This is a genomic window from Nocardia sp. NPDC050799 (assembly GCF_040654015.1).
GTDB lineage: Bacteria > Actinomycetota > Actinomycetes > Mycobacteriales > Mycobacteriaceae > Nocardia.
The window spans coordinates 219,697-238,014 of record NZ_JBFAHF010000005.1 but is presented as its reverse complement, the minus strand read 5'-3'; the positions used below and the strand labels follow the sequence as shown (position 1 = coordinate 238,014).

The 18,318-nt window shown below is 70.9% G+C and carries 16 protein-coding genes; 9 read left to right on the top strand and 7 right to left on the bottom strand.

Features of this window, described 5'->3' with window-relative positions; all coding sequences use genetic code 11:
• Positions 1-317 precede the first annotated feature (317 nt).
• Together ligA and AB0H42_RS08070 are read left to right on the top strand one after the other, a co-directional pair.
• On the top strand, positions 318-2,462 hold the full coding sequence (gene ligA, locus AB0H42_RS08075) for an NAD-dependent DNA ligase LigA (protein ID WP_357051558.1): 2,145 nt from the start codon (positions 318-320) through the stop codon (positions 2,460-2,462).
• Positions 2,463-2,534: 72 nt separating this feature from the next.
• Positions 2,535-3,782 carry an AAA family ATPase gene (locus AB0H42_RS08070; RefSeq protein WP_357051555.1) on the top strand — a complete coding sequence of 416 codons (1,248 nt, stop codon included), beginning with the start codon at positions 2,535-2,537 and terminating at the stop codon, positions 3,780-3,782.
• Between the two features lie 37 nt (positions 3,783-3,819).
• On the opposite strand, the gene AB0H42_RS08065 is transcribed toward AB0H42_RS08070, so the two are convergent.
• Positions 3,820-4,023: a hypothetical protein gene (locus AB0H42_RS08065; RefSeq protein WP_357051552.1), complete on the bottom strand. Its 204-nt coding sequence runs from the start codon at positions 4,021-4,023 to the stop codon at positions 3,820-3,822.
• A 340-nt stretch (positions 4,024-4,363) separates the two neighbouring features.
• Here AB0H42_RS08065 and AB0H42_RS08060 point away from each other — a divergent pair, with 340 nt between their 5' ends.
• The gene (locus AB0H42_RS08060; RefSeq protein ID WP_357051689.1) at positions 4,364-4,651 is read left to right on the top strand and encodes a hypothetical protein; all 288 of its coding nucleotides are present in this window, start codon (positions 4,364-4,366) and stop codon (positions 4,649-4,651) included.
• 17 nt (positions 4,652-4,668) lie between these two features.
• Here AB0H42_RS08060 and AB0H42_RS08055 read toward each other — a convergent pair whose 3' ends face one another.
• Positions 4,669-5,319, bottom strand: coding sequence for an amino acid-binding protein (locus AB0H42_RS08055; RefSeq protein WP_039825984.1), 651 nt, complete (start codon positions 5,317-5,319; stop codon positions 4,669-4,671).
• 303 nt (positions 5,320-5,622) lie between these two features.
• Between AB0H42_RS08055 and gatC the strand changes: the two genes are divergently transcribed.
• The gene (gene gatC / locus AB0H42_RS08050; RefSeq protein WP_030521919.1) at positions 5,623-5,922 is read left to right on the top strand and encodes an Asp-tRNA(Asn)/Glu-tRNA(Gln) amidotransferase subunit GatC; all 300 of its coding nucleotides are present in this window, start codon (positions 5,623-5,625) and stop codon (positions 5,920-5,922) included.
• Positions 5,919-7,397 (top strand): Asp-tRNA(Asn)/Glu-tRNA(Gln) amidotransferase subunit GatA, encoded by a 1,479-nt coding sequence (gene gatA / locus AB0H42_RS08045; protein WP_357051549.1) that lies wholly within the window; start codon positions 5,919-5,921, stop codon positions 7,395-7,397. The genes gatC and gatA overlap by 4 nt, the downstream gene beginning before the upstream one ends.
• A gap of 141 nt (positions 7,398-7,538) precedes the next feature.
• Here the strand turns inward: gatA and AB0H42_RS08040 are convergent, their stop codons facing one another.
• The 4 genes from AB0H42_RS08040 to AB0H42_RS08025 form a co-directional block, all read right to left on the bottom strand.
• Positions 7,539-7,982, bottom strand: coding sequence for an SRPBCC domain-containing protein (locus AB0H42_RS08040; RefSeq protein ID WP_357051546.1), 444 nt, complete (start codon positions 7,980-7,982; stop codon positions 7,539-7,541).
• Positions 7,983-8,023: 41 nt separating this feature from the next.
• The gene (locus AB0H42_RS08035) at positions 8,024-8,953 is read right to left on the bottom strand and encodes a hypothetical protein (RefSeq protein WP_357051543.1); all 930 of its coding nucleotides are present in this window, start codon (positions 8,951-8,953) and stop codon (positions 8,024-8,026) included.
• 126 nt (positions 8,954-9,079) lie between these two features.
• Positions 9,080-10,372: an alpha/beta-hydrolase family protein gene (locus AB0H42_RS08030; protein WP_357051540.1), complete on the bottom strand. Its 1,293-nt coding sequence runs from the start codon at positions 10,370-10,372 to the stop codon at positions 9,080-9,082.
• A gap of 598 nt (positions 10,373-10,970) precedes the next feature.
• Complete coding sequence (locus AB0H42_RS08025) at positions 10,971-11,705, bottom strand: hypothetical protein (protein WP_357051537.1); 735 nt, start codon at positions 11,703-11,705, stop codon at positions 10,971-10,973.
• A gap of 166 nt (positions 11,706-11,871) precedes the next feature.
• Between AB0H42_RS08025 and AB0H42_RS08020 the strand changes: the two genes are divergently transcribed.
• The 3 genes from AB0H42_RS08020 to AB0H42_RS08010 all read left to right on the top strand — a co-directional run bounded on the left by AB0H42_RS08020 (position 11,872) and on the right by AB0H42_RS08010 (position 16,057).
• Complete coding sequence (locus tag AB0H42_RS08020; protein ID WP_357051534.1) at positions 11,872-13,110, top strand: histidine kinase; 1,239 nt, start codon at positions 11,872-11,874, stop codon at positions 13,108-13,110.
• 131 nt (positions 13,111-13,241) lie between these two features.
• Entirely contained in the window at positions 13,242-13,904 is a 663-nt protein-coding gene (locus tag AB0H42_RS08015) for a response regulator transcription factor (protein WP_063126784.1), read from the top strand.
• Between the two features lie 107 nt (positions 13,905-14,011).
• Positions 14,012-16,057 carry a serine/threonine-protein kinase gene (locus tag AB0H42_RS08010; RefSeq protein WP_357051531.1) on the top strand — a complete coding sequence of 682 codons (2,046 nt, stop codon included), beginning with the start codon at positions 14,012-14,014 and terminating at the stop codon, positions 16,055-16,057.
• 205 nt (positions 16,058-16,262) lie between these two features.
• Here the strand turns inward: AB0H42_RS08010 and AB0H42_RS08005 are convergent, their stop codons facing one another.
• Positions 16,263-16,568 carry a hypothetical protein gene (locus AB0H42_RS08005; RefSeq protein ID WP_357051528.1) on the bottom strand — a complete coding sequence of 102 codons (306 nt, stop codon included), beginning with the start codon at positions 16,566-16,568 and terminating at the stop codon, positions 16,263-16,265.
• A 191-nt stretch (positions 16,569-16,759) separates the two neighbouring features.
• Here AB0H42_RS08005 and AB0H42_RS08000 point away from each other — a divergent pair, with 191 nt between their 5' ends.
• Positions 16,760-18,235, top strand: coding sequence for a histidine kinase (locus tag AB0H42_RS08000; RefSeq protein WP_357051525.1), 1,476 nt, complete (start codon positions 16,760-16,762; stop codon positions 18,233-18,235).
• Positions 18,236-18,318 lie beyond the last annotated feature (83 nt).

Below are 18,318 nucleotides of genomic sequence, written 5' to 3'. Positions count from 1 at the left end.
ATCGCGGCAGGTATCCCGCCACCCGGGCCGGGCCTGCCGCGGCGAACCGAGCGACGAAACCGCGACTTACTACCGGTGCGCGGGCGGTGAAACCGCGACCGGTTCCCCGTGCGCGGGCGATCGGGAAGCGAAGGCACTATCGGGTAGCTGCCGACCGGGCGATCGGGAAGCGAAGGCACTATCGGGTAGCTGCCGACCGGCGGTCCGCTGCTGTCACAGGCTTGCCGGCCGTAGCGGGCCTCGGTGTGCCGGGAATGCCCGGCGACGTGCGGTAACAGTGCTCGGGGGTGTCGGTGGGCTGGACTACCCTGCGAGATGTGAGTGACACCGTTGGCCCCATCGAACAGGACGATGTCCGCGGAGCGGCCGCTCCCGCCCCGGCCGCCGGCGCAGAGCGGGTGCGCTGGCAGGAGCTCGCCGATACGGTGCGCGAGCATCAGTTCCGCTACTACGTGCGGGACGCGCCGATCATCTCCGACGGTGAATTCGACACGCTGTTCCAGCAGCTGCTGGCGCTGGAGGAACGCCATCCCGACCTGCGCACGCCCGATTCGCCGACGCAGCTGGTGGGTGGGGGTTTCGCTACCGATTTCACCCCGGTCGACCATCTCGAGCGGATGCTGTCGCTGGACAATGTGTTCTCCGAAGCGGATATGCGGGCCTGGGCGGCCCGCGTCGAGGAGGAGACCGGCCCGGGCCTGCACTATCTGTGTGAGGTGAAGATCGACGGGGTGGCGTTGAACCTGGTGTACCGCAACGGGAAACTGGAGCGCGGCGCGACCCGGGGCGACGGGCGCACGGGCGAGGACGTCACCCTCAATGCCCGCACCATCGAGGACATCCCGCGCGAACTGAACGCCGATACCGAGTTCCCGATTCCGGACCTGCTCGAAGTGCGCGGTGAGGTGTACTTCCGGCTGGCGGATTTCGAAACCCTCAATGCGGCGATCGTGGCCGAGGGCAAACCGCCGTACGCCAACCCGCGCAACACCGCGGCCGGTTCGCTGCGGCAGAAGGATCCCTCGGTCACCGCGCGACGGCGGCTGCGGATGATCTGCCACGGGCTCGGGCGCACCGAGGGTTTCACGCCGCGGTCCCAGCACGAGGCCTACCGCGCGCTGGCGGCCTGGGGTCTGCCGGTCTCCGCGCACACCCGCCTGGTGCAGGGGGTGGACGCGGTACTCGAACGGATCTCCTACTGGGCCGAGCACCGCCACGATATCGAGCACGAGATCGACGGCCTGGTGGTGAAGGTCGACGAACTGTCGCTGCAGCGGCGGCTCGGCGCCACCTCGCGGGCCCCACGCTGGGCGATCGCCTACAAGTACCCGCCCGAGGAGGCCACCACCACGCTGCGCGATATCGCGGTGAACGTCGGCCGGACCGGCCGGGTCACCCCGTTCGCCATGATGGAACCCGTCGTGATCGCCGGTTCCACGGTCGCCATGGCGACCCTGCACAATGCGGCCGAGGTCGTGCGCAAGGGGGTGCTGATCGGGGATACGGTCACCATCCGGAAGGCCGGGGACGTGATCCCGGAGGTGCTGGGTCCGGTGGTGGACGCCCGCACCGGCGACGAGCGGGCCTTCGTGATGCCCACCCACTGCCCCGAATGCGGCACCGAACTCGCCTACGAGAAAAAGGGCGACGCCGATATCCGCTGCCCCAACCAGCGGAGCTGTCCCGCGCAGCTGCGGGAGCGGGTGTTCCATGTGGCCGGTCGCGGCGCCTTCGATATCGAGGCACTGGGCTACGAGGCGGCGATCGCGCTGCTGAATTCCGGCGCGATCACCGACGAGGGGGACCTGTTCGATCTCGACGCCGACCGTCTGCGCAACGTCGCGCTGTTCGTCAACAAGAACGGCAGCCTCTCGGCGAACGGCAACCGGTTGCTGAGCAATCTGGCCGCGGCGAAGGACCGCCCGCTGTGGCGGGTCCTGGTCGCGCTGTCCATCCGGCATGTCGGGCCGACCGCCGCGCGGGCGCTCGCGGCCGAGTTCGGCAGTCTGGAACGAATCGAACAGGCATCGCTGGAGGAGCTGGCGGCCGCCGAGGGCGTCGGGCCGACCATCGCCACCGCCGTCGCGGAATGGTTCGCCGTCGACTGGCATCGCGCCATCGTGGACAAATGGCGGGCCGCGGGGGTGCGGATGGCGGACGAACGCGACGAATCCATCCCCCGCACACTCGAGGGGCTGTCCATTGTGGTGACCGGCTCGCTGGAGGGCTTCTCCCGCGACGGCGCCAAGGAGGCGATCCTGCTGCGCGGGGGTAAGGCCGCGGGGTCGGTATCGAAGAAGACGGCCTTCGTCGTCATCGGGGAATCGCCCGGGTCCAAGGCCGCGAAGGCCGAGGAACTCGGGGTGCCGATCCTGGATGAGGACGGTTTCCGCGTTCTGCTCGAATCCGGCCCGGACGCGGTCGGGTCCGGTGCGGCGGCGGAGGCCGAATCGGCGGAGTAGCGGCGGCGCGGTCCGGGACACGACCCGGTACCGATCCCGCGGGACCGGGTCCGGACACGGCAGGATGGCGGGATGTTGCGCAGTTTTCGGGTGTCCAACCACAAATCGCTGGCGGATCTACAGGAATTGCGGTTGACCCGCGGCGCGGCCGCGCCGGTCGCGGTGCCGGTGACCGCCGTCCATGGGGGCCCGGCCGCCGGTAAATCCAATCTGGTCGACGCCCTGGGTCACATGCGGGACGCGGTGCTGCACTCGGTGAGCGGCTGGGACCCCTACGCCGGTCCGGTCCGGGCTCCCCATCTCGCGCTGCCCGGGCAGCCGAGCGATTTCGAGGCCGTTTTCGTGGCCGAGGGCGTGCCCTACACCTACGGTTTCCGGTTGGACGCCGCCGATGTCGCCGCCGAATGGCTCTACAGCCATCCGCGGTCACGCAAGCGGATCGTTTTCGAACGCGAGGGTGAGGCGATCCGGGTCGGGCCGATGTTCGAGCCGGCGCGGTTCGGGATCACCGCCCTGGTGCCGCTGGTACGCCCGAACGCCCTGCTGCTGAGCCTGGCCGGGCAGATGTACGCCGAGGCGCTGGTCCCGGCCTACCGGTGGTTCGAGACCATGCTCGAGGTGTCGGCCGGTTCCGCCGATATCGCCTCGATCGAGCTGCGGCTGGGTTCGCATCTGTCACGATCCACCGAGAACGCCGCCCGGCTGCTGACCCTGCTGCAATCCGCGGACCTCGGTATCACCGATCTGCTGATCGCCCAGAACGACTCCGGCTACGCCGACTACCTGCGCGATCTCGACGCCGATATCGCCCTACTCGGGGCACAGATCGATCGCGCGGCCGGTTCGGCGGCCTATGCCGGGCAGCTGGAACAGGACAGCGGTTTGAACGCCACCCAGCTGGCCCGCGAACTGACCAATATGCGCAATGCGCGCGATGCGCTCTACTCCCGGATGGTCGGGCGGCACGGTGTCGGACTGCGGCTCGTGCACACCGATGTGGAGCCGGTGTTCACCCTGGCCGAGGAATCCTCGGCGACCCGCGCCCTGCTGCGGTTGCTACCGATACTGCTCGACTCGCTCGACGCGGGAAAAGTGCTCGTGGTCGACGATATCGGCGCGCGGCTGACGGTGGAGGAGACCGACCGGCTGGTGCAGCTGTTCCAGAATCCGGAAACCAATACGCGCGGTGCGCAACTGGTGTACACCACCGGTGACCGGGCACTGGTGGACCGGGGAAACGGCCGCTCGGCGCGGACCCGCACCAGTGCCTGGACCGTCCGGCGTGCCGCGGGCGGTGCCAGTACTCTCACGGTGTCCTGAATCCCGGTCGCCGCGGCACGGCGACCGGGATCCGGTTCTACCGGCTGGGTTCCGGCAGGTTGCAGCCCATCTTCGGGTTGAGGCCGACGTAGTTGAGTGGACCGGCCACCACGGTCACCGCCAGCGTCGCGAAGTGGGAGCACTGCTCCGGTGGATCGTTGAAATAGCCCCGTTGCCACGCGGCGACAATTCCCGCCACGAACCAGACCAGTACTACGAGGCTTACTACTCGGCTACCCATTGCACCTGCTCGAATCGTTGATTCCGGCATGACGATCGCTTCCTTCCATGTCCGGTGGATCTGAAATACCCCGTCCCGCACGACTCATGCGCGGGCGCGTGCGTCTCACAAAAGTGATGGTCAGCGGGCCGGGCGGCCGGATTTTCGCCGTCGCAGCGTCATTCGGCCGGATATGTCGTCGCATGCCCGGGCGCCGCCACGGTGACCTCCCCCGGTAGTGGTGTCCGCCACCGAATCGCGACGCCCCGGGCGTCGGCGGCCGGCACGACGCCGCGGGGCCTAGCATGGTGGGGTGTTCGAACTGGCGATGCTGGCGATCATGGTGGCCGCACTGGTGGGAATGCTCGTGCTGGTATTCCGCGGGCGGCGGGGTGGGCGTATGCCCGCGGACGCGGAGATCGGTTCCCTGTATCTGACGGGGGTGAGTCCGCGCCCCGAGGCGATGGGCGAGCAGTTCGTCACCGTTACCGGGAACCTGTCCGGGCCGTCCGAGCCGGGGAAGGTGGTCTACGGGCGCATGGTGTGGGATGCCGCCTATTGGCCGTCGGTCGGGGACACGCTCACCGTCGCCTACCCGCCGGGCAGGCCGGATCGGTGGCGCATCGTCGAGCCGGGCGCCGACCGGTAGTTCACCGCCGGCGGAACTCAGCCCAGGACGGTGGCGACGATTCCGGCGAGATAGCCCAGCCGCGCGATCTCCGAGGGCCGGAAATCGGGCCCGCCGGGACGGCCGAGCAGGAGTGCCTTGCTGGAGGGTCCGAGCGGCGCGGCGGCCAGTTTGGTGTCCATATCGCGCCAGATCTCGGGGACCCAGTCGGCGTTGCCGTCGAGCGCGGTCGGTTTCTGCAGCGGCATCCACGGCACCGACGCCGCCTGGGTCTGCGGCGCGCTCTGACTGCCCACCACGCGGTAGGCGCCGTGCGTCCCCATGTCCAGGACGGTGCTCCAACCGACCCGCAGCACCCGCGGGACCCCGTCGACCAGCACCTGGAGCCGATCGTCGCGGGCGTTGGCCACATTGTCGATCAGTTCGAGCTCGCGATGGGTGTCGAGCACGCCGGAGTAGGGACGGATGGAATCGACGCGGACATCGCCGAGCGATTCCGCAGCGGTGATGAGAGTGTCGGGCAGGGCGTTGGGGGCGATCTCGACCACGAGATCGTCGACCGCGTAGCCGGCACCACGCTCCACCACGTCCAGGGAAAGGATATCGGCGCCGACCGTACCCAGTGCTACGGCTAGCGACCCGAGGCTTCCCGGACGATCCGGAAGTTGCACGCGGAGCAGATAAGACACGTGCGTTTCCCTTTCCTTCTGCGGCCGAGGCTTACAACGAATACCCGGTCTGCCCATCCTTACACCCATTGCCAAGGGTTATCGAGTCGAATTGTGCGCCCGGAACGGGGGTCACAGGTAGCGAATGGTGTGAAATGCGTAACTTTCGGATTTCGGCGCGGCTGCGGGCCGGCGCCGGCGAACCCTCGCGCGGACCGGTGGCCGCGGCCCGTGCGGCCTGCCGGACAACCCGGTCCGGCCACACCATTAGGCTGTTCGATGCTTGTGATCCGCAGTCCAAACTATCGCCGAAAGGGGTTCGCGGTGACCGCCATCTCCCGCGACGAGGTCGCACACCTCGCCCGGCTGTCCAGGCTCGCCCTGTCCGAGGACGAACTCGACCAGTTCGCCGGGCAGCTGGATTCGATCCTCAGCCATGTGCGGACCATCTCCGAGGTCGCCGCCGCCGATGTCCCGGCCACCGCGTCGCCGGATCCGGTGACGAACGTGACCCGCCCCGACGAGGTCCGCCCCGGTCTCACTCCGGATCAGGCGCTGTCCGGCGCACCCGCCGCCGAGGAACAGCGGTTCCTGGTTCCGCAGATTCTGGGGGAGGCCGAATGAGCGCGAGTGAACTGACCCGGCTCGGCGCGGCCGACCTCGCGAGCCGCATCCACGGTGGCGAAGTCTCCTCGGTGGAGGTGACCCGGGCCCATCTGGACCGGATCGCCGAGGTCGACGGGGAGTACCACGCCTTCCTGCACGTCGCGGAAGAGCGGTCGCTCGCCGCCGCGGCCGAGGTGGACGCCGCCCTGTCCGCCGGTGCGGTGCCCGCCTCGCCGCTGGCGGGGGTGCCGCTGGCGCTCAAGGACGTGTTCACCACGACCGATATGCCCACCACCTGCGCGTCGAAGATCCTCGAGAACTGGGTCGCGCCCTACGACGCCACGCTGACCACCCGGCTGCGGGCCGCCGGGATCCCGATTCTGGGCAAGACCAATATGGACGAGTTCGCGATGGGCTCCTCCACCGAGAACTCCGCCTACGGGCCGACCCGTAACCCGTGGGACACCACCCGCATCCCCGGCGGCTCCGGCGGCGGTTCGGCGGCGGCGCTGGCCTCCTATCAGGCGCCGCTGGCCATCGGCACCGATACCGGCGGCTCGATCCGGCAGCCGGCCGCGGTCACCGCCACCGTCGGCACCAAGCCCACCTACGGCACCGTGTCCCGGTACGGACTCGTCGCCTGCGCGTCCTCGCTCGACCAGGGCGGTCCGTGCGGCCGGACGGTGCTGGACACCGCCCTGCTGCACGAGGTGATCGCCGGACACGATCCGCGCGATTCCACCTCCCGTGACGTCGCGGTCCCGGCCGTGGTCGACGCCGCCCGGAAGGGCGCGTCGGGCGATCTGCGCGGGGTGAAGATCGGTGTGGTGAAGGAACTGCACTCCGACAGCTACCAGCACGGGGTGCTCGCCTCCTTCGACGCCGCGGTCGGCGTGCTGAAGGATCTGGGCGCCGAAGTGGTCGAGGTGTCCTGCCCGCATTTCGAGTACGCCCTGGCGTCCTACTACCTGGTCATGCCCAGCGAGGTCTCCTCCAACCTGGCCCGTTTCGATGCCATGCGCTACGGCCTGCGGGTCGCCGACGACGGTCACCACAGCGCCGAGCAGGTCATGGCCGCGACCCGTGCCGCCGGATTCGGTCCGGAGGTCAAACGACGGATCATGATCGGCACCTATGCGCTCTCGGCGGGCTACTACGACGCCTACTACGGCCAGGCGCTCAAGGTCCGCACGCTGATCGCGCGTGATTTCGACAAGGCCTACGAGCAGGTGGACGTGCTGGTCTCCCCGACCAGTCCGTTCACGCCGTGGAAGCTGGGCGAGAAGGTCGACGATCCGCTGGCCATGTACCTGTCCGATCTGTGCACCCTGCCCACCAACCTGGCCGGGCATCCGGCCATGTCGGTTCCGTCCGGGCTGAGCGGCGACGACGGGATGCCGGTGGGTCTGCAGATCATGGCGCCGGCGCTGGCCGACGATCGGTTGTACCGGGTGGGCGCGGCCTATGAGGCGGCCCGCGGCGATATCGCCTGACCACACCGATCCGCCGGGAGCGGCGAGAACTCACCGATGGCGGTGGTCCGAACGGGCCACCGCCATCGGTGTGCCCGGGGCTCGCTCCGGAGACGCCGATGGGACGGTCCACGCCGCCCGAGGCGGCGATACAGGGGCGGGTCAGCGGGCGTGCAGACGTTCGGCTTCCCGTTCGACCGCGGTGGTCATCCCCGGGAACCCCTTCTTGAATCCGCGCCCGAACAGCAGGCCGACCAGCGGGGCGAGCCAGCCGTCGAGTTCGAAATGGGATTCGTAGCGGGTGCGGTCACCGGCCAGCGGGGTCAGCGTGTGCGAGCGTTTGCTGCGCAGCGCGCCGAGCGGGATCGGTTTCATGGAATAGCTGAATTCCCGGCCCGCGGTGACGCTGCGGATCCATTCGCGCATCCGGATCGGCCGGGGCGCGAGCTGCTCGACCCTCATATCGATCGGCGCACCCACTGTCAGATCCGCCCGGCAGCGGCTGATGAACGGATTCCAGTCGCCGTACCGATCGAAATCGGTGAGCACCGACCACACCACCTCGGCGGGAGCGTCCACCTCGACCACGTCGTCCACAACAAGCACGTCCTCAAATTAGAACGTGTTTCAAGGCGGGTCAACCGTGGTCAGCCGGTCCGGGCGAGTGGCGGCGTGGCGGCCGGCAACAGGTGCGTCCCGGCCGGAGACGCGGGGTCGGCTGGGACGGCCGCGGGCCGGGGCGCGAAGCCGGGCAACCATCGGGCACACGGCAGCAGAAGACGGGTGAACGCGGGCCGCGGCAGGCCGGTGGCGCGGCCGGGCCGCACGGCCCCGACCGGGATGCGGACACCGGGCGCCGCACGCCGGATCCGCCGGTGCAAGCGGCGGATCCCGAAGACCAGGGCGGCCATCGTCGCCAGGCCGAGCGCGACCGCGCGCAGCAGCCAGGGCCGGGTCGGATGGTCCGTGGCGGCCTGGGCCGCCACCTGGCTCAAGGTCTCCGCCACCGGGACCCCGTAGTGCTGCCGGCGCGAATTCAACTCCACCGCGGTGGCCGCGATCCCGGCGAAGGTCTCGCAGCGGGTGCGCACCACCGGTTCGGTATGCGTTTCGCAGGCCTGGTGCAGCCGGATGCTCATTGTCCGGTCCAGGGCCTGCCGGGCCCACGGCCCCAGCGGGGCGCCGGTGCGATCGGCGTATCGCAGCAGGTCGTAGCCGAGATCGTGGGCCATACAGGCGGTATCGAATTCCGGTGGCAGCTCGACCGGCGACGAACAATCGCCGTCGGGAGCCACGAGCACGCCCTGCCGGACGACGGGCCGGTAGCCGAGCCGGTCCGCGAAATCCCGCGGGATGGCCGCCACGGTATCCACCACCGTGTCACCCGAGGTCAGGCCCACCACCGCCGGCCCGGCCGGCGCCGTGACCGAACCGTCGATACCGACGGCCTCGGAGGTCGGCGCCGGCACGGCGGTGATCACCAGACCGAACAGCGCGGCACCGGTGAACGCCGGCAGCGAGATCCGCCGGAACCGGCGCCGGGGCCGGCGCGGGCGATCGTTACGGGGTGAAGCCATGGTGGGACACCTTAAGCGTTACGGAACTGTGGGCTCGCACGGCAGGTCCCGCTCCCGATAGCCACCACCGCCGCGGCGGCACCCCGCATCCGGCCGGCAAACCCGCTGCCGCGGCGGCGGAGCACCTCACGCCGGGCCGCAACCGGGCAGCGCGGTCCCCTGATCGGTGTCGTACCGGTGGCCGTGTCCCGGTGGCGCGCCGAGGGCGCCCAGCAGGTCCGCGGTGGTCTGCAGGAAACCGGCCACGGGGAGCCAGGGCGGGGTGGGTGCGTCCCGGCGGGCGGCGGTGAGGTCCGGCGGCCGCCACAGCAGGTCGAGTGACCAGTGCACGACCGGATCGGACGTATTGGCCAGTACCGCGGTGCGCGCACCGGGCGCGGGCCCACCGCCGCCGGGCATCCCGGCCCACAACGCCGAACACACCCGGCGGTTCTGCTCGGCGGCGCCCGCGAACACCGCGCTGCCGCCGAGCGCGCCCAGGCTCTGTCCGTACAGGTGCAGCCGGGGCGGGTCCGGCATCGTGGCGATGTGCTGTTCGACGGCGGTGACCAGCGCCCGCGCCGAGGCCGTCGCCGCGTCCCGGCCGAGGACGAAGGTGACCCAGCTCGGCGCGTACGAGTACTGCAGCGCGACCACCGCCACATCGCCGCCGAATCGGGTATCGAAACCCTGCTGCGCCCGCGCGTCCACCCAGCCCGACCCGGTGGGCACGGCGATCACCAGATCGGAGCGGTCGAAGCCACCGGCCCGATCCACTTCCCGGACCGCCAGCGCGGCGCGCGCGGCCAGGTCCGGCGCCGAGCGGAGCCCGATATAGACCCGGACCGCGCCCGGCGGCCCGGCGGTGACGAACCGCTGCCCCTCGCGCCCCAGCGTCGACCAGTTCACCATCGACGCGGCGCTCCCGGACCGGGTCACCGCCACCGGCCGGACCAGGCCCGGGTCGGCGGTGGCGCTCGCGGCGGCATAGGTCCGGTCGCCCCAGCTCACCGCCGCGGGGACCGCGAACAGGGCCGTCGGCAGACCCGCGACCATCGTCATCACCAGCGCCCGCGACCAGCCGATCCGCCGGAGCAACCGGCCGCACCCGCGGATCACCACCACCGTCGCGACGGTGAGCAGGGTCGCGCCGACCGCCCACCCCACCCAGTGGCCCGGGCCGGTCGGCGCCATATCCATCGCCGACCGCAGTATGTGCTGCCAGCGTGCGGCGTGCACCACCGTGCCGAGAACGCCGGCCGCGGTGGCCGCGAACACCAGCCGCCGGGTTCGCGGTGTGGCGACCGATGCGCGCCCCGCGGTGTACCGGATCGCGAGACGGATGAGCCGCGCGACACCCAGCGCCATGACCACGGTCACCGCGGTGAGTACGGCCTGCGTGGCGGCGGTCCGGGGCAGCAGGCCGGGTGCCAGGGACACCGCGGTTCCGGCACCGACGGCGAGTGTGGTCGCTACCGGTGGCCAATGCCGCGGTAGCCGGGTCCGGATGTATTCGAGCGGGCCCTTGCGAGACCGGGGTTGCGACGGTGTCGGGACGTGATCGGCCGGATCGGTGCGGCGGCGGGGTAGCGCGGGTGTCGGAACGTTATCGGCTGGTTCGGTGCGAGGGCGGGGCTGCGCGGGCGCCGGGACATCGTCGGGTCGGCCGGTGCGGGGTACAGAGGGTGCCGCGAGGTCGTCGGGTAGGTCGGTGCCAGGGCGTGGCAGGGAGAGTGCCGGGACGCTCTCGGGCGTGCCGGTGCGAGGCGGGTTCGGGTTGTCGTCGGCAACGTCGGGTCGGGTTTGTGACCGAACGAGCGACGGGACGCTCCCGGGTGTGCCGGTGCGAGTCCGCGCCCGGCCGGGTGTCGGGACGTCGGCGGGTCGGCCGGTGTGGGGCCTGGGCCGGGCAGATGTCGGAACGTCGTCGGGTAGCTCGGTGTGGAGCGGTGGCGGGGAGGGTGCCGTGGCGTGGCCGGGCAGGCCGGTGCGGGGCCGGGAGCGCGACGAGTTCGGGACGGGTACGGCTGTGGTCGTGTCAGACATGGGAACCCCCGGTGACGGCGTGGTACGGGCGGATCGGACGGCGGGTCCCGGGCGCCGGGAGCAGCGGCGCGGCGACCGGACGGCCCAGGAACAGGACGGCCGTGACGAGCAGGAGCAGGCCGCAGATCCGCGACAGCCACGCGGGGACCGCGTCGGCCAGGGCGAAGTCCTCCACGACCGGTACGCCGTAGTCCTGCCGCATCGAATTGAGGTCCACGGCGATTCCGGCGGCCTCGGCCATCACGGCGCAGCGGGCGCGCGGCAGCGGCTGCGGCCGCCGCGCGCACGCGGTGTGCATCCGTTCGGCGAGGGTCCGGTCCAGCTCCTGCCGGGCCCAGGGGCCGAGCGGGGCACCGGTGTGGTCGGCGTACCGCAGTAGGTCGTAGCCGAGGTCGTGGGCCTTGCAGGCGGTATCGAACTCCGCCGGCAGCGGTACCGGGGAGGAACACGATCCATGCGGCGCGACCAGCATCCCGTCGACCCGCGCCGGGGCGTAGCCGGACACCGCACGGAAATCCGCGGGTATCGCGGCGACCGTTCCCGGGGTGGTGAGCGCGCGTACCGCCGCCGCGACGACCGGCCGGGGTGCGGGACCGGCGGCATCGGCCGCGGGCGCCGAGAGCAGGGATACCACCGCGGCGAAGCCGGCCGCGGCGGTCGCCGCGCGCCGCGCGGTCTGCGGGGACAGCCGGGCCGGGAGGCGCACGGCATTGTTCGGGACAGCCATGGCCGAGGACGTTATGAACGGAAGACGGTCGCGGCCGTCCCGCCCGGGTGGGGTTTGCGCGCCGATCCCGGAACCTACGCCGGTACGGGGCTAGCCCCGGTGTACCGGCCGTAATTCACCCCACGGTATGAGGTGCGCCGGGGCCGGAGTTCCTAGTGTCGGGGGCATGAACGATACGAGCATCGCGGTGCCGGTGCGCCGGCGGCGGGGCCTGTGGGGCCTGATCGCCGGCCTGGGTCTGCGCTGGTGGCTCGACGCCGCCTCGGTCCTGACGGCGGTGACACTGTTCTCGGTGGCGTGGCCCACCCTGCATCTCACCCACGACGTGCCCGCGCCGCTCGCGCCGCTGATCGCCGCGTTCGCCGCGCTGCCGGTACTGCTGATGGGCAGGAACGCGCTGCTGGGCTGGGCGGTCTCGGCGGGCTCGGCGCTGTTCATCGCGCTGGCCGTGCCGAATCTGCCGGGGGAGGAGATCCCGGTCCAGGTGGTGCATATCGTCGCGCTGTACTTCCTGGTGTTCGCGGTGGCCCTGCGCTCGCCACTGCAACTGCTGGCGGTGGTGTGGGGGGCGACCTCGCTGCTGCTGGGTGCGGCACTGTCCGCCGAGGGGATCGACGCCGACCCGTGGGCCTGGCCGGTCTCACTGGGCGGGCTGGTCTTCGTGGCGCTGCTGGTGCGGTCGCTGATCCGCTCCCGGTCGGAGCTGAGCAAGCAGACCGAACTCAGCGATCTGGAACGGGCGCGCCGCACGATTCTCGAGGAGAAGGCCCGCATCGCGCGCGACCTGCACGATGTGGTGGCCCACCATATGTCGCTGGTGGTCGTGCAGGCGCAGACCGCGCCCTACCGGGTGGAGGGTGTGAACGACGCGGCGCGCGCCGAATTCGAATCGATCGGCGCCACCGCACGGGAGGCACTGAACGAGATCCGCGGGCTGCTCGGTGTACTGCGCAGCGACGGACAGCTCGCCGAGCACACGCCGCAACCGACCGCCGCCGATCTGGAAGCGCTGTTCATCGGTGCGGCCCGCGCCGGGGTGGACCTCACCTGGTCGGTCGACGGAACCCTGGCCGTGATCCCGGATATCGTCGGTTCCGCGCTGTACCGGATCGTCCAGGAATCGCTGGCCAATACCGGTCGGCACGCCCCCGGCGCACCGGTGCGGGTGACGATCTCCTGTACGGGCGAGGTCGACCTCACCGTGGTCAACGGCCCGGGCAGCGGTGCCCCCGGCGGCGGTACGGGCGGGCACGGTATCCCGGGTATGCAGGCGCGCGCGCTCGCGGTCGGTGGCCGGGTCGACGCGGGACCCGCCGCCGACGGCGGGTTCCGGGTCCACGCCCGGTTGCCGCTCGCCCCCGCCGCGGAGTTCGCGCTGCCCGCCGCCGCGCCGGGTGCGCGCTGACCCCGGCGGTTCCGCTGGCGTCCCGCGCCGCGGGATGGCACCGCGGGCGAGAGCAATACTGTGTCCGGCGGCGGTCTTCGCCGCCGGACACTCGGCGCACGCCGGTTTGATCCGGGAATTAAGCTGGGCCCGTGGCAATAACCGTGTTGATCGCCGACGATCAGGCCATGGTGCGGCAGGGATTCGGAGCATTGCTCGCCGCCCAACCCGATATCAGTGTCGTCGGCGACGCGCCCAACGGAAAAGTGGCGGTCGCCGAATCGGCGCGGTTACGACCCGATGTGGTGCTGATGGATGTGCGTATGCCGGAGATGAACGGGCTCGACGCGGCCCGCTCGATTCTGGGGGCCGGATTCGATCCGCCGGTGCGCGTGCTCATGCTCACCACCTTCGATATCGACGACTATGTGTACGAGGCCCTCGGGATCGGCGCCAGCGGATTCCTGCTCAAGGATGCCCCGGCCGAGGAACTGGTGCGGGCGGTCCGGGTGGTCGCCGCCGGGGAGGCGCTGCTCGCGCCGACCGTCACCCGCCGGCTCATCGCGGAAGTGACCACCCGCCGCGCGGCCCGGCGCGCCCCGGCCCCGGCGCTGGCCTCACTGACCCCGCGCGAACGGGAGATACTCGAACTCATCGCCCGCGGTATGTCGAATACCGAAATCGCCACGGCGCTGTTCATCGCCGAGCAGACGGTCAAAACACATGTGTCCAAGGTCTTCACCAAATTGGATCTGCGCGACCGCGCGCAGGCCGTGGTGCTGGCCTACGAATCCGGGTTGGTCACCCCCGGCTGAACGGACTGTCAGGTATTCCATGAAGTGCCCTGAATCCCGTTGTCACGGGGGAAACGGCGCGCTGTGCCCGGTAGGCTCTCCAGTCTGTCGGTCGCCTGAAGGGGGTCGTGTTGCTCAACAACGGTGACGTGTTCGCCGGGTTCACCGTCGAGCGGTTGCTCGGCGAAGGCGGAATGGGCGCCGTATATCTGGCCCGGCATCCCCGGCTCGGGAAACAAACCGCGTTGAAGCTGCTCAAACCGGAACTGTTCGCCGACGCCGCGATCCGCACCCGGTTCGAACGGGAAGCCGATCTCGCCGCCGCGCTCGACCATCCGAGCATCGTCACGGTCTACGACCGGGGCGTGGAGGGCGAGCACCTGTGGATGTGCATGCAGTACATCGACGGCGCCGATGCCGGCACGGTCAATCCGCTGGCCCTGGCTCCGGAGAAAGCGGTCCAGATCATCGCCGGCGTGGCCGACGCGCTCGATTACGCGCACGGTAGGGGGGTTCTGCACCGCGATGTGAAACCGTCCAATATCCTGCTCGCCCGCGCCAATCCCGGGCAGGGCGAACGTGTTTTCCTCACCGATTTCGGATTGGCCCGATTACGCGCGGAAACGGTGCGGTTGACCCAGACCGGTATGTTCACCGCCACCCTCGCCTTCGCCTCGCCGGAACAGATGACCGGCGGCGACATGGACGGCCGTTCGGATCAGTATTCGCTGGCCTGCGCGCTGTACTGGCTGCTCACCGGTATGGCGCCGTTCGATTCACCCAACCCCGCCGATATCATCCACGGCAACCTGCAACTCGCCCCGCCGCCGCTGGCGGTGAAACGCCCGGGGCTGCCGCCGGGGCTGGACCCGGTGCTGGCGAAGGCGATGGCCAAACATCCCGGTCACCGGTACCGCACCTGCGTCGAGTTCGCGCGGGCCGCCGAGCAGGCGCTCACCGCCCCGGCACCCACGCAGAACGAGGCGAGCGGTCCGGCAACGGTGTATCCCGGTGCGGCGGGCGGATATTCGGCCGTGCCCGGCGCCCAGCCGGCGCCGACGGGTCCGCCCGGTGCGCCTGCGGGACCACCGGGAGCGCCCGCCGGATCACCAGGTGCGGTCGCGGGGGCGACCGGCGGTTACGCCGAGGGTGGATACGCGGGCGGCCCGGCCGCTCGCGCCGGTGCCGCGCTGCCGCCCGGCGCGCCGGGACCGGCCGTGGAACGCACCGGTGGCGTGACGATCGCCCCGGCCGGTGCGCCGGTGCGGGCGGGCGATGTCGAACACACCGGCGCCCAGCCGGTCGTGACACCGCCGGGGCCGGCGGCGCGCCCGGGACCGGCCGTGGAACACACCGGCTCCGCCGGGGCGGCGCAGAGTGTGGGGGTCGAGCACACCGGGGGGATGCCCGTGCAGGCCGTCCCGCGACCTCCGGCGCCCGGGCAGTACCACGGCTATCACCCGGCTCCGGCCGCGCGCCGGCGCAGCCGGGCGCCGTGGATCGCGGTGGCCATCCTGATCCCGCTCATCGTGCTGGCCGTGATCGTGGCGGCTGTTCTGGTGGTGGTGGGCAGCAACGATTCCGGTTCCGACGGTGCGCCGGACGCTACTCGACCCGCCACGCTCGAACGGGGCCCGACCGGTACCAGCGGTGAATCCGGGACCTCGCCGGGGACAGAACCGGGCGACCGCACCCGGCGGTTGTTCCCCACACTGCTGCCGCAAGGGTCGGAGCTGGACGGTTTCGGGTATCAGGACGCGCTGTGCAGTCAGTACGAGCCCGGTGAACAGATCCCGATACTCGAAGTGGTCCCGGTCTTCGACGAGATCCTGGAAACCCGCCCGTGGGAATCGATCTGGGACTGCCGGCAGCGCTCGCTGGAGGCCACCCGGCTCGACTACACGGTCATCACCTACCCGGATGCCGAGGACACCATGGAGGTGGTCGAGAGCCTGCCGCCCCACGATTCGGTCTCCGGTGCCAAGAGTGGGGAACCCTATACCGCGCATCGGTGGGAGGAACCCGGCGATCGGGGCCGGTCCACCGCGAATATGGTGGTGGGTTTCGGCGCCAGAACCGATTCGCCCCGGAGCAATTCGCTGTTGTTCGTCCGCTACTGGGGTGCGGGAGCCCGCAGCGATATCGACCGCTGGTGGGCGGACGCCCCACTGTGAGCGCCGCCGTGCGGCGGGTGGGTGTCAGGCGCCGACGCCGCGCCGAATGCGCCGGCCGCCGGCCGCAGATCGATACCGTCGAGTGCCCGGACCGGTTGTTCGCCGGCCCGGTACTCCTTCACCACATCGGTCGGTTCCGGCATGGCCGGCTGCGTTATCGCCACCCCGTCTTCCACGGATGTTCGGTCGGATCCGCGCGACCCGATCAGGCCACCGGCACGGGTGACGCCGTGCGCGCGTCGAGCACCGCGTAGAGCACGGGTTGTTCGGTCGCCAGCTCGAGCCGGGCCTCTTCGGCGGTCCAGCAGCGGCCCGGGTCGAGCTCCAGCTTGGCGTCCACATGGATCTTCCACCGATAGCGCAGCGCCGCAAGAACTCCCTGCGGTCCGCCGAACAGACGGTCGAGGTGCGGGATGTCGTCGAAGAGGTCCGGTCGCGCCGGATCGTGGGCGGCGCGGTCGAGGACGGTGTGCAGGATCTCGGTACGTAGGTGCTGATCTTCCCAAGACATGATCCGAGCCCTTTCGGTCGGGGGCCTGGTTTCGCCGGCCCGGTGGTACGGCGACCTCGTGTTCCACGCTAGGAATCCGGCGCCGGTAAATCGTCGTGCCGTGGATGTGAATCGCTGTCCTACCGTGGTCGGAGCCGGGAACCGGCCGTAGCAGGATGCCGAGCGGTGCTGTGGGTGCTTACCCTGGACAGATGAGTGAGAGCCGCCTCACACCGGTTGCCGCCGCGGGGGACCGTGCGCGGCCGGTGGCGGGTGGCGCGATGGGCGGATCCGCTCCGGACGCCCCGGATCCGCCGGTCACGACGACGGACCCGGCCCCGGAGCGAGCGCCGGCGGTCCGGCCCGGACGGTGGGTTCGAGGCCGCCGCCGGTTGGGCGCTCTGCTGGCGAAACTGCTCCCCGGGGCCCCGTACCCGCTACGCGAACTGCCCTTCGACTATCCGCCCAAGGTCGTGCTGTTCACGGATCTGGCGTTCTTCGTCATCGGCGTGGTGGCCTGTCTGCAGCGGCACGAGTACTTCCCCACCGCACTGCCGGTGATCGCGCTGGTGCTGCTGTTCGCCTCCGGCCCGATCTACGTGCTGTTCGGGATCGTGCCGCGGCCGCTACCACTGTTCGCCGCCACGATGATCGCGGCGGCACTGTTCTTCGTCCAGCCGGTGGACTCCGATTTCGCGCCCTTCGTGCTGATGGTCGGTATCGCCGAAATCGCGGCGATCGCCCCGAAGCGGCTGAGTATCCTGCTGGCGGTGGTCGCCGCGGCCGAACTGCTCGCCTTCGCCTTCGTCGGGGAGGCACTGTGGGGCGATCACTCGCTGCGCACCGGCTTCCCGATGTACGCGCTCGGTATCCTGCTCGGCTGGCTGGTGGGAGTGATGTTGCAGTATCAGCGCCTGTTCCTCTACCAGGAACGGGAGAACCAGAGCGCACGCGCCGCGCAGGCCGCGGCCGCCGAACGCAACCGGATCGCGCGCGAAGTACACGATGTCATCGCCCACTCACTTACCGTGACCCTGCTGCACGTGACGGCCGCCCGGCACGCACTGACCTCCGATCGCGATGTGGACGAGGCGGCCGACGCCCTCGTCGACGCCGAACGACTGGGCCGCCAGGCCATGGCCGATATCCGGCGCACGGTCGGCCTGCTGGATTCGGTGCCGTCGGCGGCCGGGGTCGAACCGGGCGCCGGCGATATCCCCGCCCTCGTCGACGACTTCGTCAACGCCGGCCTTACGGTGAACAGGCGTTTCACCGGCGATTTGTCCGGGGTGTCGGCGGCCGTCGGGCTGGCGCTCTATCGCATCTGCCAGGAATCGCTGGCCAATATCGCCAAACACGCCCCGGGCGCGGCCGTGGAGCTGAAGGTGGCCGTGGACGGTCGCTCGGCCGTCGTACGCGTGCACAATACGATCCCCCGCGGCCTGCCCCCGCAGCTCGGCAGGGGGACCGGGGTCGCCGGCATGCGGCATCGGTCCGACGGGTTGGGCGGTCGCATCAGGGTCGGTCCGGAGGCCGGCGGGTGGCTCGTGCGCGCGGAGTTCCCGCTGGACGAGCGCCCCGCGGACGCCGCGGCCCCGAGCCGGGACCGGCTCCGCTGCCCGATCTCGGAGATCATCGCCGACCACGACGCGGGCCCCGGCCGCGGCGACGAACCGCGTCCGGCATGAGAGGCTGCGGCCGGACAGGGTGCGCGCGCGGACCGGCGCGGGCGGTCCGGCGGCCCGGCACCGACGCCGACCGGTCGACCGGG